The organism is Rubinisphaera italica, from assembly GCF_007859715.1.
Lineage (GTDB): Bacteria > Planctomycetota > Planctomycetia > Planctomycetales > Planctomycetaceae > Rubinisphaera > Rubinisphaera italica.
In genome coordinates, this window is record NZ_SJPG01000001.1 from 56,929 (window position 1) to 71,047 (window position 14,119).

Below are 14,119 nucleotides of genomic sequence, written 5' to 3' on the forward strand. Positions count from 1 at the left end.
GAACTTTCGGGGGCTACCGCTAACGCGGAGCGCCCCCGCCACCCGACTTGTTTATTTTGATCATGCTTTGATATGTTGGTTTAGTGCAAAGTCAGGCCGATGGCGTCGGCGATTTTTCGACATTCCTGCATGGTGGCTTCAAACACTTTGAAGGTCAGCGACTGGGCTCCGTCGCTCATAGCGTTGGACGGATCCGGATGGACTTCGACGATCATTCCATCGGCTTTCACAGCGACTGAAGCCGAGCACATGGAAGGGACAAGATTTGAATGGCCTGTTCCATGGCTGGGGTCGATCACAACTGGCAGGTGAGTCTTTGATTTCAGGTAAGCCACTGAAGCGAGGGGAAGTGTGAAGCGAGTGTGCGTTTCGAACGTGCGGATGCCGCGTTCGCAGAGCATGACCTGCTGATTGCCCTGATCGAGAATGTATTCAGCTGCCAGAAGGAATTCGTCCATCGTAGCCGAGGCTCCCCGCTTGAGCATGACCGGTTTATCGCATTCTCCGACCGCCTGCAGCAGATGGTAGTTTTGCATATTCCGGGCACCGATCTGCATGACATCGGCATAGGAAGCGACCAGATCAACGTGTTGGGGGGTCATCACTTCGGTCACAACCGCCAGGCCAGTTTCTTCACGGGCGGCTGCCATCAGTTTCAGGCCTTCTTCTTTCATACCCTGGAATGAGTAAGGGCTTGTTCGTGGCTTGAAAGCTCCGCCGCGTAGTCCGGTTGCCCCAGCTGCTTTGACGGCCCGGGCCGATGCGAGAATCTGCTCTTCACTTTCGACTGAACAAGGGCCAGCGATCACTCCGAAATTGCCGCCGCCAATGACCAGGTCATGAGTCCGGATGACAGTTGGTTCGGGTTTGGTTTCCAGTGAGGCGATTTTGTATTCTGCGAGAATAGTCAGCACTTTGTCGACGCCCTCGCAGGACTCGAATTTCTCGCGATCTTTTCGCCGGTCATCTCCGATGACTGCGACCACAGTTCGCTCTTCCCCGAAAATGAGATTCGGCTTCAAACCAAGAGCTTCGACTCGTTTCGCCACATCTTCAGCCGCTTCGCGGGACGCATCCTGTCGCATCACAATAATCATTTCTCACCTTATAATTTTCTTAATGGATAACCGATGCGAGGGAAGTTTCATCGAATTGATATCCTTCACATTATACGCCCGCATCTGTGATATGTGTAGTTCGCAGATACTTGCAATCCATGACACGAAGAATTCAAATATGTTCTCTGGAAAGACGGAAACTGCATGACAAATAAATTGTTAACTGTCGATTGGCTGGCACGACCCAGAACGAAGTGATGGGCGTGGTGATTCCATCTTCCAGAGAAATCAGTTGGTTTTTGTCCCCTCCCCTTCTGTGAGAGGGTGAGGGAGTTTAGTGTTGATTGAATAAGAACGTCGAAGGAATCCCCTCATCCGGCCTTCGGCCAACCGCTCCCCAAGGAGAAGGGAAGAGAGTTATGTATAAACAACAGGAGCCACGCGAAGGGCGTGGTCGGGAGCGTATTCCACGCCCTTCACTTCGTTCTGAGCGTGCACCAGATGGAGTGACATCCTGTGATTAAATCGTGGCTGCTGATGGAGTGAGATATTTGTCGATCTCGTTGGAGACAATCACGCCATAATTCATGGCTCCCAGCCAGCCCGACATGATGATGCCGACCGAGCCGGCATGATGCAGGCCCTGAATCTGCTGGGGGAGATCCTGACTGACCTTCAGGCCTTCGAACTTCGTGCCGAAGGAAGACCCCTGGATATGGCGGGTATAATGCTTAAAAGTTCGCGGCGTGGAGGCTTCGACCCAGTCGAGTTTTTCGCGAATGCCGGGGACGTATTGTTCGAGGCAATCGAGAGTTTTTTCGCAGAGATCCTTCTTATCCCGCTCATAATCTTCTTCCGAAAGATTTGCCCAGTCTTCGTAGCGGGCGTTTGTTGAGGAGACAATCAGCCAGCGGTCGGAGCCGGGACGGGTTTCGGGGTAATAAAACGAAAACGTCCGGCTGCTGATTTGTTTACTGAGCATCGCTTCGATATCAAACCCGCGATGTTCTGAGTGGAACAGCAAATCGCCGCAGTAATCGAAACCGACTCCCGGTTTGAGTCCCATGTAAACCTGGCAGGAACTGTTATTAACACGAACCGCTTTCGCTTCTTCGACGAATTCCGGATCGAAATTCTCTTCGCCAGCCAGATGCAGGATTGTCGATTTGATATTTGCATTGGCCAGGACGGCAGTACAGCCAATCCGTTTTCCGTTGACGACGACGCCGGTCACTTTGCGATTTTTGTCGACTTCAATCTTCTCGACCAGAGATCGGATACGCAGGTCGACGCCGTTTTTGATCAGTTCTTCCCGCATTTCGGTAATCAGGGCATCGGTTCCGCCTTTGAAGGTAAACACACCTTTGTTCATGAAGTTGGAAAAGACGATGCCATAGGTGATGGCTGGGTCTTCGAGGGTCGAGCCGTTGGCGTAGGTGATCGGTTCCATGAGCAGACGTACGACATCATCCCGGCCCGGGAAGTACTTTTCGAACAGTTCGCGAGTCGTCATCGACTGATCGTCGTAGAAGTTCATGTTGCGGGCAGTGTCGAAGAAATCCTGCACGGTTTGCGGTTCGACCTGGAATTTGTCGATCAGGAGTTTGGTGAAATCATCGCGATTGAAGGTGGTTTCCAGCGAGAACTGTGGATTTTCGAAGCGGATTCCCTTGAGCTGAACGATTTTATCGGCAATTTCTTTTGTCCAGTACTTGCGACAGCTTTTGACCATGCCGTTGGGGAAGCCGTGGAGGGAGATGTCGAAAATGTGTCCGCCGCGACGCTTGAACCAGGTCGCCATGCCGCCGAGTTGGTAGTGATGTTCGAGCAGAAGGACGGAATAGCCCTGTTTGGCGAGGACATTGGCCCCGGTCAAACCGGCCAGGCCGCTGCCAATCACAATGACATCGTAGTGGTCGCGAACATCTGCGAGAAAATCTTTAGCCATGACTCAGGTATCACGAAAACAGAGGAGAAAACGGGCAAAATATCGAAAAACGCTGAAAATCAGAAGGATGCATCATCGAATATCATCAGCATCAGCACGCCCGATTGTAGAACTGAAGCGTCAAAAGATACAGTCTGCAGTGAGCGCAAATGTTGGAGAAGCTTGATTACAAGCGCGTTATTGGGGCAAGACTGGAAATGCCGCCGTCGTATGACTCTAATCAACTTATACAGAAATGAAGGAATGATTGAATCATCAGATGGTTTTATGGGGGATTCAATTTGGGAACGGATAGCCCAGATCGCTCCGCTATCTGGGTGGACGAAGTCCACAAGAAGACTTCAGATTGATGTGGTAGATTTCTCAGACGTTTCTTGCGGCTGCGCCGCCCCGAAAGAATCTTTCGGGGCTATCCAACTAAATAAAATATTCCACAAGATTCCGTAATTCCTACAACGGAGAAAATAATGGCTGAGCAAACAACGACCTGTTTTCCTACCGATACGTTGAAGTTTTTGAAGGACCTGAAGAAGAACAATCAGCGGGAATGGTTAGCAGAGAATAAGCAGCGGTATGAAGAGTTTTATCTGGAGCCCGCTTTGGGATTCATTACGGCGATGCAGAAGCCGTTGAAGAAGATTTCTCCGTTTCTGGAAGCGATTCCGAAAAAAATGGGGGGCTCGCTCCTGCGGATTTATCGGGATACCCGTTTTTCAAACGATAAGACGCCCTACAAAACACATATCGGCATGCAGTTTCGGCACGAAGCGGGCGGGAATATTCATGCGCCGGGTTGTTATCTGCATATCGAGCCGGGCAATTCGTTTATTGCGGTGGGGACCTGGCATCCGGAACGGGATCCCCTGCTGTGGATTCGTCAGAAAATTGCGGAGGAGCCGAAGGTCTGGGAGAAGGCGATTACTCAGAAGAAGTTTGCCGCTCATTTTGAAATGGCGGGTGACAAACTGACTCGTCCCCCCAAGGGTTTCGATAAAGAGCACCCGGCTATTGAAGAGATCAAACGGAAAGATTTCATCGCTGTTTCGAAGTTTGAAGAGCAGGATGTGACCAGCAAAGATTTTCAGAAGCAGGTTGTCGAGAGACTTCGTGCGGGGACGCCGTTGATGACGTTTCTGTGTGAGGCGCTGGAGTTGAGTTATTGATTATCATCGAAAATGAATTCTAAAGCCTGAGTTAAACTTTGTGAACCAGAACATAATTGAGAGTCGGGTGAATTCATTTTAGGGAATCGCTTCGAGAGAGTATGTTGTGCGGCCGAGCCGTTGAATAGTTAAAAACTGTTGTCCTTAATATCAATATTTGCTTCTTGCAAGATGGCTAAGAATATTAATACATCATCAACAGAATGTCGCATCACGACTTGAAATGAATTAATCTTTGAGTTGTCAGCATCCGAAGCAGTGAAATTCACAATTATATCAGAATCTCCAACCTTTTGATAAGCAATGGCCTTAATATGTTTTAAACTGTACTTTCGACGATCTAATCGAGTTATGACTATACTATTCATATCGCCAAGATACGTTAGAGACATCGGTATGGATTGCAACAGTAGCTTTGCTTTTAAAGTAAAAACATACGCCAAAAATAACGAAGTCAGCATTGAAACAAGGGTTGTCAAAACATCTATACTTATGAAGTATAACCCAAATGCGATCATGCAAATTACAGATACATATCTTAGAGTCAATACAAAATATACACCAATATTCAAATCATATTTATTTATATGAAGTGACGGGCCAATTTCCTTGTCGGTTAACTGGTAAGAAAATATAGGGTAATTTGAATAATAAGTATTGTCTATCATCAGTGATTTCAATGCCCGAACTAATTAGTATTAGCAGGGCATGTCGAGACACACACTACTACTCCTGTTACTCCAAAAGCGAATCGGATGCCGTCCGCTTGCTGAGGCTTCGGGTTAAGATGTTTTTGGAAAATTACTGAGCGAGATTTCGGGCTCGGGCAAGGTCGGCTTCGCAGGTTTTGCGATAGCCATCGATGGTTGTCTTCTCCAGAGCTGCTTCGAGATGCGGGATGGCTCGTTTGGGTTCGTTGAGTTCGAGTAGCAAGTCGGCCAGTGATTTGTGCCAGTAGTAAGTCAGTTGATCGCTCCGGGTATCTGGGCCGAGTTCTTCAGCTTTCTTGATCGCGGCTTGTGCTTTTTCCGGTTGATTGAGTTTCATCCAGGCCCCGGCTGCATCCTTCCAGTTCCAGGAGGCGGTTCGTTCATCCAGGCCGGCCGCTTTTTCATAGGCTTCTGCGGCTTCTTTATATTTTTTGGAGGTTAGATATTGGCGTCCCAGTTCCGCCACCTGAGCGGCCGTCATCCCGCCGCCGGAATCTTTGGTTAGCTTAGCGAGTTCCTCGGTATGCTTGATCGACAAAGCCGCATTGCGTTTGTAACGTCCGTAAAGTTCACTGAGCATGAAGTGAGAGAGTTCTTCCTGCTTTTTGTCTTTGATGTTTTTCTGATATCGATCTTCGAGTTGATCGATTTTTCCGCGTTGGAACATGAAGGTCAGCAGAGAGCTTCGGGTTACCGATTTCGTGGCATTGTGATCGGAATTCAGGATGATGTATTCATTGCATTCAATAAACTTCTCTGGCTCCGGCAATAAGCGATAACAGGCAACCAGAGCGCGTTGAATTCGCATTTTCTCTAAGTCGCTGTCACTGAGTTTGAATGCAGCTTCGAGCGGTTCCTGGGCAGCGGCAAAGTTGCCGGCATTCATGAAGCCTGCACCTGCGTTCCAGGCCTCTCTATAATTTTGATAGTCTTTCGCGAAGACCTGACTTCCCATGGAAATCGACAGCACCGCAATCACAGCAGCTATTTGGTATTTCATCGACGCACTACTCCAGAAAAGGGTCTGCATAGAACGGAAGCTCAGAACTTCCCGGATCATTCCAATGCATTAAGAGATCGATATGAATATCGAAATGGGATTCGTTGTCGACTCTCTTTATATCAATAAATTCGCATGCGAAAAACTAAAACAGGACATGTTTACACCTTTTTGGGTAAATATGCCCTGTTGCTTAGCGATGAAATCCATCCAGATTTCAATAGCTGTACGTTGAAAGGCACAAACTGTTATGAAATCTTCCAGCCCGGTGGAATGGTGGTCGCCTTGGGGGCAACGAGAATTCCATCTCGAATGTAGAGTTCCGGATTGGTCAAATCCGCATCCATACGTCCGTCTGGAGCGACGATTGCACCTTCTCCGAGACGGCAGTTTTTATCGATAATACTCTTATCAATCACGCAGCCATCACCAATTCCGATGATGGGAGTCCCTTTAGACATAAGCTTGTCGGTATCCGCTTCTGACTCGAAATAGTCTGCTCCCATGATGATCGAATTTTTGATCGTCACATTCTTACCGATGCGGCATCGCAAGCCGATCACGCTGTTCTCGATCCGAGTCCCTTCTTCAATGACACAGCCATCGGCAATTAAGGTGCGATCGATGTAGGTGCCGCTGACTTTAGTCGCGGGTAAAAATCGCGGTCGCGTATAGATGGGTGAATCCGGACGATAAAATTCGAAGGGCGGATTCGGATTGGCCAGTTCGAGGTTCGTATCGTAAAACGATTTGATGGTTCCGATATCTTCCCAATAGCCATCAAACAGATGCACATTGACCTGCTTGGTATCAATTGCCATCGGAAAGACTTCCTTGCCGAAATCTTCGTGAGTGGTCTTTTCCAGCAATTCCACCAGTAGATCGCGATTGAAAAGATAAATTCCCATACTGGCCAGGCAATCTCGTCCTTTACTTTCGATTCCCTGGGAATCGATCCAGGCTGGGTCGGTTCGGACAGAATCGATTTCTTTATCGGTTTTCGGTTTTTCGACGAACCCCTTCACTTGATAGTTATCGTCCAACTGCATGACTCCGAAACCTTTAGCGGCTTCGCGATCGACCGGCAAAGCTCCAATCGTGACATCGGCTTTGGCATCCAAATGGGTCTTGAGCATATCGCGATAATCCATTCGGTAAAGCTGATCGCCGGAGAGAATCATGACATGCTTAATGCCAGGCTGCTGGATGTATTTCAAATTCTTGCGGACAGCATCAGCTGTTCCCTGGTACCAGTCTGCACCTTCAATGGTTTGCTGGGCAGCCAGGATTTCGACAAACCCGCCATGAAAGCCGTCGAAGTTATAGGTCTGGCGAATGTGACGATGCAGTGAGACCGAGTTGAATTGCGTGAGCAGATAAATGCGATCGACACCACTGTTAATGCAGTTGGCAATCGGGATATCAATCAAACGATATTTTGCCGCCAGTGGAACGGCTGGTTTCGAACGTTGGGCTGTTAACGGGAAAAGTCGCGATCCTTTTCCTCCACCAAGAACCAGGCCAATAATGTCTCGCATGTGAATCAAAGTCTTTCAATCCAGAATTGTAAATCGAGGGAGCGTTATTATGAGGGAATCTATTCGTCATCCGATTGAATGATCGGGACGATTATTTTTATTGTAATCGCTCTGGCGAAAGTTCCAGAGCGAACAGATGGGAAAAATTTGATTTGATGAGAGTTCGAGACAAAACTCGACAGGATCGATTCTTTCCTTACGAATTGACGGAATACAAAATCCTGATGTATTTAGAGTCTATGTCTCTACAACTTGCGGTATTATCATCGAATTCCCATCTGAATTGGGTCTGATGACACTCGCAGATGGCTGTGAAATAATGATTAACTGGGGTTAAGATTTATTGGCCCAATATTTTTTAATAATGTCTGCGGCTTCACCAGAGGGGGAATTTTCTTCAATCGGTTTCACATTTATTGATGTCGAGCGTGGAACCAGCACCGGAGATTCCAGGGAAGTATGGTCATCACCATTCGGCTTCCCTCCTAAACCCATTTTCGAGGCATCGGCATTCGAAATAATCGTTGTGTCGGCATCGAGTGTCGGCTCATCTTCTGCCAGCCAGTCAATTAGCTCATCTTCGGAGGGAGCTTTCGCTGCAGCCCGAGCCCCAGGCGGTTTGCGGACTCCCGGTGTATTTTGAGGAACAGGTTTCTTTTTTCCTGCCAGCTCAAATACCATCGAGCCCACATGCAGCGTGTCGCCCGGATGTATGGGTACTTCTCCGAAAATTGCTTCCCCGTTAATGAAAGTCCCATTGCGACTGCCAAGATCTTTGACAATGACATCGGTTCCACGGACATGAATTTCGCAATGATGCCGACTCACTTCTGTGGAATTCACACGGATGTGAGCCTGCGGGTCCCGGCCAACGATCACGACATCAGCAGGCAGGGTGAGCGTTTTCCCCTGATGCTTGCCCGTCAAAATTAGAAAAGAAACTTTCATGGCCCGTTTTCTCAAAATTCACATGTACATAAAGATTCTCGTCAAAACTACAGAATCGCAGCCGCTTTGACGTCGATTCCTTTGAGTCGCATTTTCAACTCTTCGACATTCGGCGAAATCTCGAAGGCGTCGGCTCGACTGACGTATTCCAAATCGATGAAGTGTTTCAGGCTGTCGTTGAACAGCTGCATCCCTTCGTCTTTACCGATACGAATGGCGGCAGAGAGTTTTTCGTCCATATGCTCGCGAACCAGTTTTTGAACTGTCGGATTGAATCGCATGATTTCCACGATCGGCACGCGGCTCGGTTTGTCAACAATCGTCTTGAGCAATTTCTGACCGACAATCGCCCGCATGTTCATCGCAATACTCGCACGAATCGCTGCGTGCATTGAGGAAGGGAACAGGTCGAGAACACGGGAAATCGTTCCCGGGGCACTCGAAGCATGGATGGTTCCAAACACCAGGTGACCAGTTTCCGCAGCATGGATAGCCGTTTCAAACGTTTCCTGGTCTCGCATTTCCCCCACCAGCATGATGTCCGGATCTTCACGAACCGCATGTTTCATCGCGACATGGAAGTCGATCACATCCTGCCCGATTTCCCGCTGATTGATCAGACAGTTATCCGACGTGTAAATAAATTCGATCGGGTCTTCAATCGTCAGAATATGCTTGTTGTAATTGTGATTGATCCAGTCGAGCATCGAGGCAATCGTCGTTGACTTACCCGAACCTGTCACCCCGGCCAGAAGAACCATCCCCTGATCGAACTTACAGAGCTCTTCCATAATTGGCGGCAGATACAGCCCTTCGAACGGCGGAATCGAGCGTTCAATTTTTCGAGCCACCATCCCGATTTTGCTCATCTGGGTCATCAAATTCACACGAAATCGCCAGGGTTCGCCATCGACAATCAGCGTTTTCGCAAAGTCGGCCCCGCCATCGCGATGGAAAATATCAAGATTACGCTGATCCATCATCGGAAAGGTCAGTTCAATCATCTGCGATTCACTGATCGGATCCATCTGCAGCGGGCGGAGTCCCCCTTTGATACGGAAAATCGGAGGACGATCGACCTGCAGGTGAATATCGGAACAACCCAGCTTGATGGCAGACTTGAAGATTTTATCAATTGGAATTTCACCCTTGGGATCAAAGGTCGATTCTGTCCACTCTGAAACTAGAACCATCTGGAGATTCTCCTCAATCATTTCGTTGATAGGTCGCTATTTTGTGCGAGCGATGGAGTCTTCATCCAAAATGAGAAAAGAAACTCTCCAAACGCTGCGGATTTAGTCTTTCACCAGCTTCTTATCCTACCGTGAACGAACCCGTTTGGCGAATGAAAAATGAGAGAAAGCGGTTGGGGGCTGGGGAGTGCCAATATTTGCGTTGATTTTCTATTTATTCAACCATAGCCTGAATTATTGGGATGGATAAAAGCGAGTCTCTTAGAGTGTCGTGCAGAATTCACTGGATTAAGAAGCCACAGGAGGGAGTGTGACTGACCGCGAAAGAAACGTTTGCCGCGAAAGAAACGTTTGGGGAATGCAACTTCAAAAAGTTACTATTGAAAATAACAAACCTCAAAGGAAAACCTCTTGTGATTCGCAACGCTGCTTGATGTGAGGCAGTCAGGTTTACAGTAAATTCTTCCGAACAATAATTAGTTTGCAAAGGTTGTACTCACTTCTGAGGAAATGAGGTGGCAATGAAAACACGGTCTATCCTCAGTCAAGTACTCGCTGTTGCAGCGGTCCTGTGCTTTAGCACATCGTTTGTTCCGCTCATCCTTGGTCACTACTTCGCAATGGCTGTTTCTGGTAGTGAATACCATCAACTTATAGAAAACGATCGCCCAAAGAGTTATTCGTCGCTCAAGTTTGGTTCATGGCAAATCGGGCCAGGACCACTTTCTCCCAGTCACATTCTGGAAATTCCACCTAATGCTGTCATTAACAAATATAGAGTTGGCCGTGACTTCCGCCTGCTGAATGTGTTCACATACTATGAAGCATAGTATGAACTTCCAGACGGAACAAAGCGCGTAACTCACGCGTCCGGTTCAGTGCCCATGTTCACTGCGAGAAAGTCAGTCGTCTATACCGCCCTCGTCTTGGGCTGGCTGCTTGCAGTGGCTTGTGCCTTGATGTCTTTTAAAATTGGGGCAGTCACAGGAAGAGAGTGCGCAAACGCTGATCTTCGTTAGGGTGATTGGGGCGTTTCTCGCATGTCGTTAACTGGCGATGATTCAAGGCGAATCGATGCTTGTGCAAACCTCTTGACTTCGAGCGATAACGAAATAAAATCCACGCAAAAAATGACCATTGACTAACAGGGCTTCATAGATTCGTTTAAACCCAGCCTGCAAATACTCATCTTTCCCAGCGAGGAACTTGAGGATACGTTGTTTATGCACAACGATCATGAAAATACCCGAGTCATAGCTAACTCGACTCGCCCTTGTTGAATGAGGAAAAAAGGGCGTGGTAGCCAATGACCACCACGCCCATCACTTTGTTCTGGGCGTGCCACCCAGGACCTTCAGAAGACTCGACGGCTTTATTTTTACGACGAATTGGATTCGTCAATTATTGTTATACACACCAATGGAGTGCATTGAAGTTATCCCAGGTTCAAGACCTGGCTGTCAGTGCTCTACTCATTATTTTGTTGAGCAGGAGGTATTGGCAGGCTTGAAGCCTTGGCTAGCATTTCGGTGCGATAACTTCGCAGGGTGCGAAGCAAGGCTCGTTCGAGATGTTTGACGCGGGTTGTCGTCTCAGCGGAATTCAAACTGTTCTCTTCGGCGATCTGTTGCATCATTGCCAACGATTGTTGACTCAGCTCGAGTGAGTCTTTCAGGTCGATCAGCAGCACCGGTTGAGAAATATCCTTGTGTCCCTGACGCATCTGCCAACGAACTCGGAGAATTTCCATCAGGGCATTCGCATGATCGTATTTCACCTGAGGATCCAGTTTCTGATTTTCATTCAGCAATTCCAAAGCTCGATGAATCCCACGAACCGAGCGTTCCTGACGTCCGCCATAGTAAACGGCATAGAGCCAGTGTTCGAGTTCGCGTTCGGGTTCAGGCGGTTCACATCGCTGATACAATTTCGCGATTTCCGCATGCAGGAAATGGCTGATCAGTGGGTCGAACGGCTGTTCGAATTCTTCGACCTTCAGCAAGTCACTCAAATGGCAGGGATTCTGCTGTGTCGCTTCGCCGAGCGTTTCAAAGTAATTCAGACGACGTTTGTCCTCCGGATGCATTTTCTGCTGGATGCCTTCGCCTTTAACCGGCTCGATGACGGAACGAGGATTGTCGAGCAATCGTTTTTTGACCGACTTGCGATAAACCCAGAATTCATCCGGATGCTTTTCGAGGACCTGTTCCCGCGCAGCGACATCGGAAAGGCGTCGCAGAATATCATCGGTCTCTTTTTGATCTGCATAGTGATTGAGCAATCGCTTGGGATTCTGGGCGAGTAAGTCGCGGACTTCATTCCACTTGTTGCCCCACCGCATCATTTCAACACAACGCCCGAAGGCTTCGGTGCCCGTGAAGACGGAGGCTTTCGCTTTGTCTGTTACGCTTTGTAAATCTTCGAGTTCAAAACGAGCCAGATTCATTGCCACCGACCAGTCCCAGCCGACGTGTGACAATGCTCGTTGAACTTGAGGCGTAGAAATTCGCTCAATCAGGCCTTCGCTGAGAATGAATTCTGAACTGCGAGCTGCAACAAACAGAATTTCACCGGGAGCGGTGTCGAACGCGGTCATGTAGCCGAAAGAATTTTGAATGGTCGTCGCCAGACTGGTCAGCACACTGGGGCCGTAATCTGAGAAGATGAATCGCTGGCAATAAATTCCTTCTTCGCTCAGCAATTCCGCCAGGTGGCGGTAGTGAGCTTCGTTGTACTGACTGGCGCCCAGATAACTGGCGGAGTGTCGGGGCGATTCGATAATCACATCGTAAGTCTGTGACTGAGTGCGAACAGCCATTGCCGGCGAAAGAGTTCGATAATGCACGCGGGAATCCGTTGTTGCGGGTTGCATCGCTTTGGCAAGCACTCCCGTTTTCATTTCTTCCCACACATCGGCACGTTCATCGTAACAGTGCACGTTCATCACCGGAAATTCAAGAGTTGTTTGTAAGCTGAGACCACTTTCGAGTCCAATCAGTAACACTTCACGCGGAGCCTTGTGCATCGAAAGCGGCAAAACGGCTCCCAGCAATGCTCCCGTGGGTTGCGGCACAAGCTGAGCATTCAGGCTGATTCGTCCCTGCGGAATTCCATTGGATCGAATTTGCACATGTTCGCCTTGATGCTTCCAGAACGATAATGTTCCACTGCTTGTTTCAGTCAACTTGAGTAGACGCCCATCATCCAGCCCTGGCAATTCGGAGAGCTGAGTTCCTGATCTCCAGGATTGAAACGCATAAGTGGAGAACAACGCACGGGAAGCCAGTAGAGGTGAGTAAGTCAGCGGAGCCAGCAACATCGACAGACAAGCAACATACATGAGGCTAGCTCCGATTTTCTGAGATCGGCTCCTCGAATATGTCCATGTAAATTGTCGCGAAGCCTGATAGCTTCCCCAGGCAACGGACAGCAGAATTCCAATCACAACCATCGCAGTGAAAGGGACTCCAATTAGAGGGATGAGTGTCTGAGAAAACGTCACTCCAGTCAGTCCGCAAAGCAGCATTGTTGGCAACCAGAATTGAGATTTTCCATTTTGGCAGGATGACATACGACGAGCCATCGCCAGCAAATGCCCGGCCAATAAACCGGCTGGCAGTATAATGAGGACGATCATGCAGGTTCGAAGTGACAGAGCGACTGAAACCGTAGAGACCAGAGCCGAAACGGCCAGATAACCCCGCACCCACAACGGAAAGGCGACGATCACCAGGCTGAGTAAAGCTGCGACATGGATCAATCGCACACGACGTTCGGCCCAAACTGCGAGACTGCAACTGCAACAAAATGATGCAATGATCGCATAAAACAGAAAGGCCGTTTCGGGTTGCAATTGACAGAGGAATCGATAAAGAGCAGGCAGCAGCAGCCCGAGTCCCATCGATAAAATGAGTGCAGACATCCAGGAATCGCGGCCGCGTGATCTCTGTCTCGTAAATGTTTCAGAAGCCGTCTCTGTTGAGCGGGCTGAAGTCATCGACAAGCCCACCAGGACCAGACAGGCAAAACTGGCGGTCCAGTAAGTTGGCCAGATGGCAGAGAGAATCAGTCCAGAAATGGCAATTCCGCAGGCCCAGCCGAGTAATGATTTTGCAGAGATTTCTGAAGCTTGTGAACTGTTTTCCTGGCACCAGCTTCCACAAACCATCAGCAGTGAGATCAGAAAACAGTGGGAGATCGTCACGATCAGCAAAGAGCCAATCGACTGGTCAACCATTGCCTCGGATAATACCGATTCCCAACCGGTCCACCAGAATGAGGAGGTAATGGTCAGCAGCAATAGCAATGCCGTGGCCAGTAGAGGCAGAAGTGCTGTCTGTGGTCGGGGCAGGCTGATTGCGATCAGCGCGCTCAAGCCGACTGCCCATCCGAGGGACGAGCTAAATCCCCAGGTGGTGACGAACAGATGAATCCAGAAAACGCACACGAAACCCAATAAGGCGGAGACAAGAAACTGTCGTTCCGGCAAAAATGGTGTCATTCGGGCGTAAAATCGGTGCAGAGGATGCGTGCTGGCGTCCATGCCACCCCTCAATTCAGC

At 48.8% G+C, this 14,119-nt stretch carries 10 protein-coding genes; 2 read left to right on the forward strand and 8 right to left on the reverse strand.

Going from position 1 to position 14,119, the window contains the following annotated elements; translation table 11 throughout:
* Positions 1-80 precede the first annotated feature (80 nt).
* Together aroF and Pan54_RS00245 are read right to left on the reverse strand one after the other, a co-directional pair.
* Positions 81-1,097, reverse strand: a complete 1,017-nt coding sequence (gene aroF / locus Pan54_RS00240) for a 3-deoxy-7-phosphoheptulonate synthase (protein WP_146501503.1) — start codon at positions 1,095-1,097, stop codon at positions 81-83.
* A gap of 481 nt (positions 1,098-1,578) precedes the next feature.
* On the reverse strand, positions 1,579-3,006 hold the full coding sequence (locus Pan54_RS00245) for a phytoene desaturase family protein (RefSeq protein WP_146501504.1): 1,428 nt from the start codon (positions 3,004-3,006) through the stop codon (positions 1,579-1,581).
* 467 nt (positions 3,007-3,473) lie between these two features.
* On the opposite strand from Pan54_RS00245, the gene Pan54_RS00250 reads away from it, so the two are divergent.
* The gene (locus Pan54_RS00250) at positions 3,474-4,169 is read left to right on the forward strand and encodes a DUF2461 domain-containing protein (protein WP_146501505.1); all 696 of its coding nucleotides are present in this window, start codon (positions 3,474-3,476) and stop codon (positions 4,167-4,169) included.
* 128 nt (positions 4,170-4,297) lie between these two features.
* Here Pan54_RS00250 and Pan54_RS00255 read toward each other — a convergent pair whose 3' ends face one another.
* The 5 genes from Pan54_RS00255 to Pan54_RS00275 all read right to left on the reverse strand — a co-directional run bounded on the left by Pan54_RS00255 (position 4,298) and on the right by Pan54_RS00275 (position 9,558).
* On the reverse strand, positions 4,298-4,837 hold the full coding sequence (locus tag Pan54_RS00255; protein WP_146501506.1) for a hypothetical protein: 540 nt from the start codon (positions 4,835-4,837) through the stop codon (positions 4,298-4,300).
* Positions 4,838-4,970: 133 nt separating this feature from the next.
* Positions 4,971-5,879, reverse strand: coding sequence for a tetratricopeptide repeat protein (locus tag Pan54_RS00260; protein WP_165441496.1), 909 nt, complete (start codon positions 5,877-5,879; stop codon positions 4,971-4,973).
* A 248-nt stretch (positions 5,880-6,127) separates the two neighbouring features.
* Positions 6,128-7,417, reverse strand: a complete 1,290-nt coding sequence (locus tag Pan54_RS00265; RefSeq protein WP_146501508.1) for a glucose-1-phosphate adenylyltransferase — start codon at positions 7,415-7,417, stop codon at positions 6,128-6,130.
* A gap of 333 nt (positions 7,418-7,750) precedes the next feature.
* Positions 7,751-8,365 (reverse strand): FHA domain-containing protein, encoded by a 615-nt coding sequence (locus Pan54_RS00270; protein ID WP_146501509.1) that lies wholly within the window; start codon positions 8,363-8,365, stop codon positions 7,751-7,753.
* Between the two features lie 47 nt (positions 8,366-8,412).
* On the reverse strand, positions 8,413-9,558 hold the full coding sequence (locus Pan54_RS00275; protein WP_146501510.1) for a type IV pilus twitching motility protein PilT: 1,146 nt from the start codon (positions 9,556-9,558) through the stop codon (positions 8,413-8,415).
* A 521-nt stretch (positions 9,559-10,079) separates the two neighbouring features.
* Here Pan54_RS00275 and Pan54_RS00280 point away from each other — a divergent pair.
* Complete coding sequence (locus Pan54_RS00280; protein WP_146501511.1) at positions 10,080-10,388, forward strand: hypothetical protein; 309 nt, start codon at positions 10,080-10,082, stop codon at positions 10,386-10,388.
* Between the two features lie 638 nt (positions 10,389-11,026).
* Here the strand turns inward: Pan54_RS00280 and Pan54_RS00285 are convergent.
* Complete coding sequence (locus Pan54_RS00285; RefSeq protein WP_146501512.1) at positions 11,027-14,101, reverse strand: hypothetical protein; 3,075 nt, start codon at positions 14,099-14,101, stop codon at positions 11,027-11,029.
* Between the last annotated feature and the right edge of the window lie 18 nt (positions 14,102-14,119).

Excerpts from the sequence above, each read along its gene's own strand:
- Pan54_RS00255 (WP_146501506.1), bottom strand. The coding sequence starts at position 4,837 with ATGATAGACAATACTTATTATTCAAATTACCCTATATTTTCTTACCAG.
- Pan54_RS00285 (WP_146501512.1), bottom strand. The coding sequence starts at position 14,101 with ATGGACGCCAGCACGCATCCTCTGCACCGATTTTACGCCCGAATGACA.
- Pan54_RS00270 (WP_146501509.1), bottom strand. The coding sequence starts at position 8,365 with ATGAAAGTTTCTTTTCTAATTTTGACGGGCAAGCATCAGGGGAAAACG.
- aroF (WP_146501503.1), bottom strand. The coding sequence starts at position 1,097 with ATGATTATTGTGATGCGACAGGATGCGTCCCGCGAAGCGGCTGAAGAT.
- Pan54_RS00250 (WP_146501505.1), top strand. The coding sequence starts at position 3,474 with ATGGCTGAGCAAACAACGACCTGTTTTCCTACCGATACGTTGAAGTTT.
- Pan54_RS00245 (WP_146501504.1), bottom strand. The coding sequence starts at position 3,006 with ATGGCTAAAGATTTTCTCGCAGATGTTCGCGACCACTACGATGTCATT.
- Pan54_RS00280 (WP_146501511.1), top strand. The coding sequence starts at position 10,080 with ATGAAAACACGGTCTATCCTCAGTCAAGTACTCGCTGTTGCAGCGGTC.
- Pan54_RS00265 (WP_146501508.1), bottom strand. The coding sequence starts at position 7,417 with ATGCGAGACATTATTGGCCTGGTTCTTGGTGGAGGAAAAGGATCGCGA.
- Pan54_RS00275 (WP_146501510.1), bottom strand. The coding sequence starts at position 9,558 with ATGGTTCTAGTTTCAGAGTGGACAGAATCGACCTTTGATCCCAAGGGT.
- Pan54_RS00260 (WP_165441496.1), bottom strand. The coding sequence starts at position 5,879 with ATGAAATACCAAATAGCTGCTGTGATTGCGGTGCTGTCGATTTCCATG.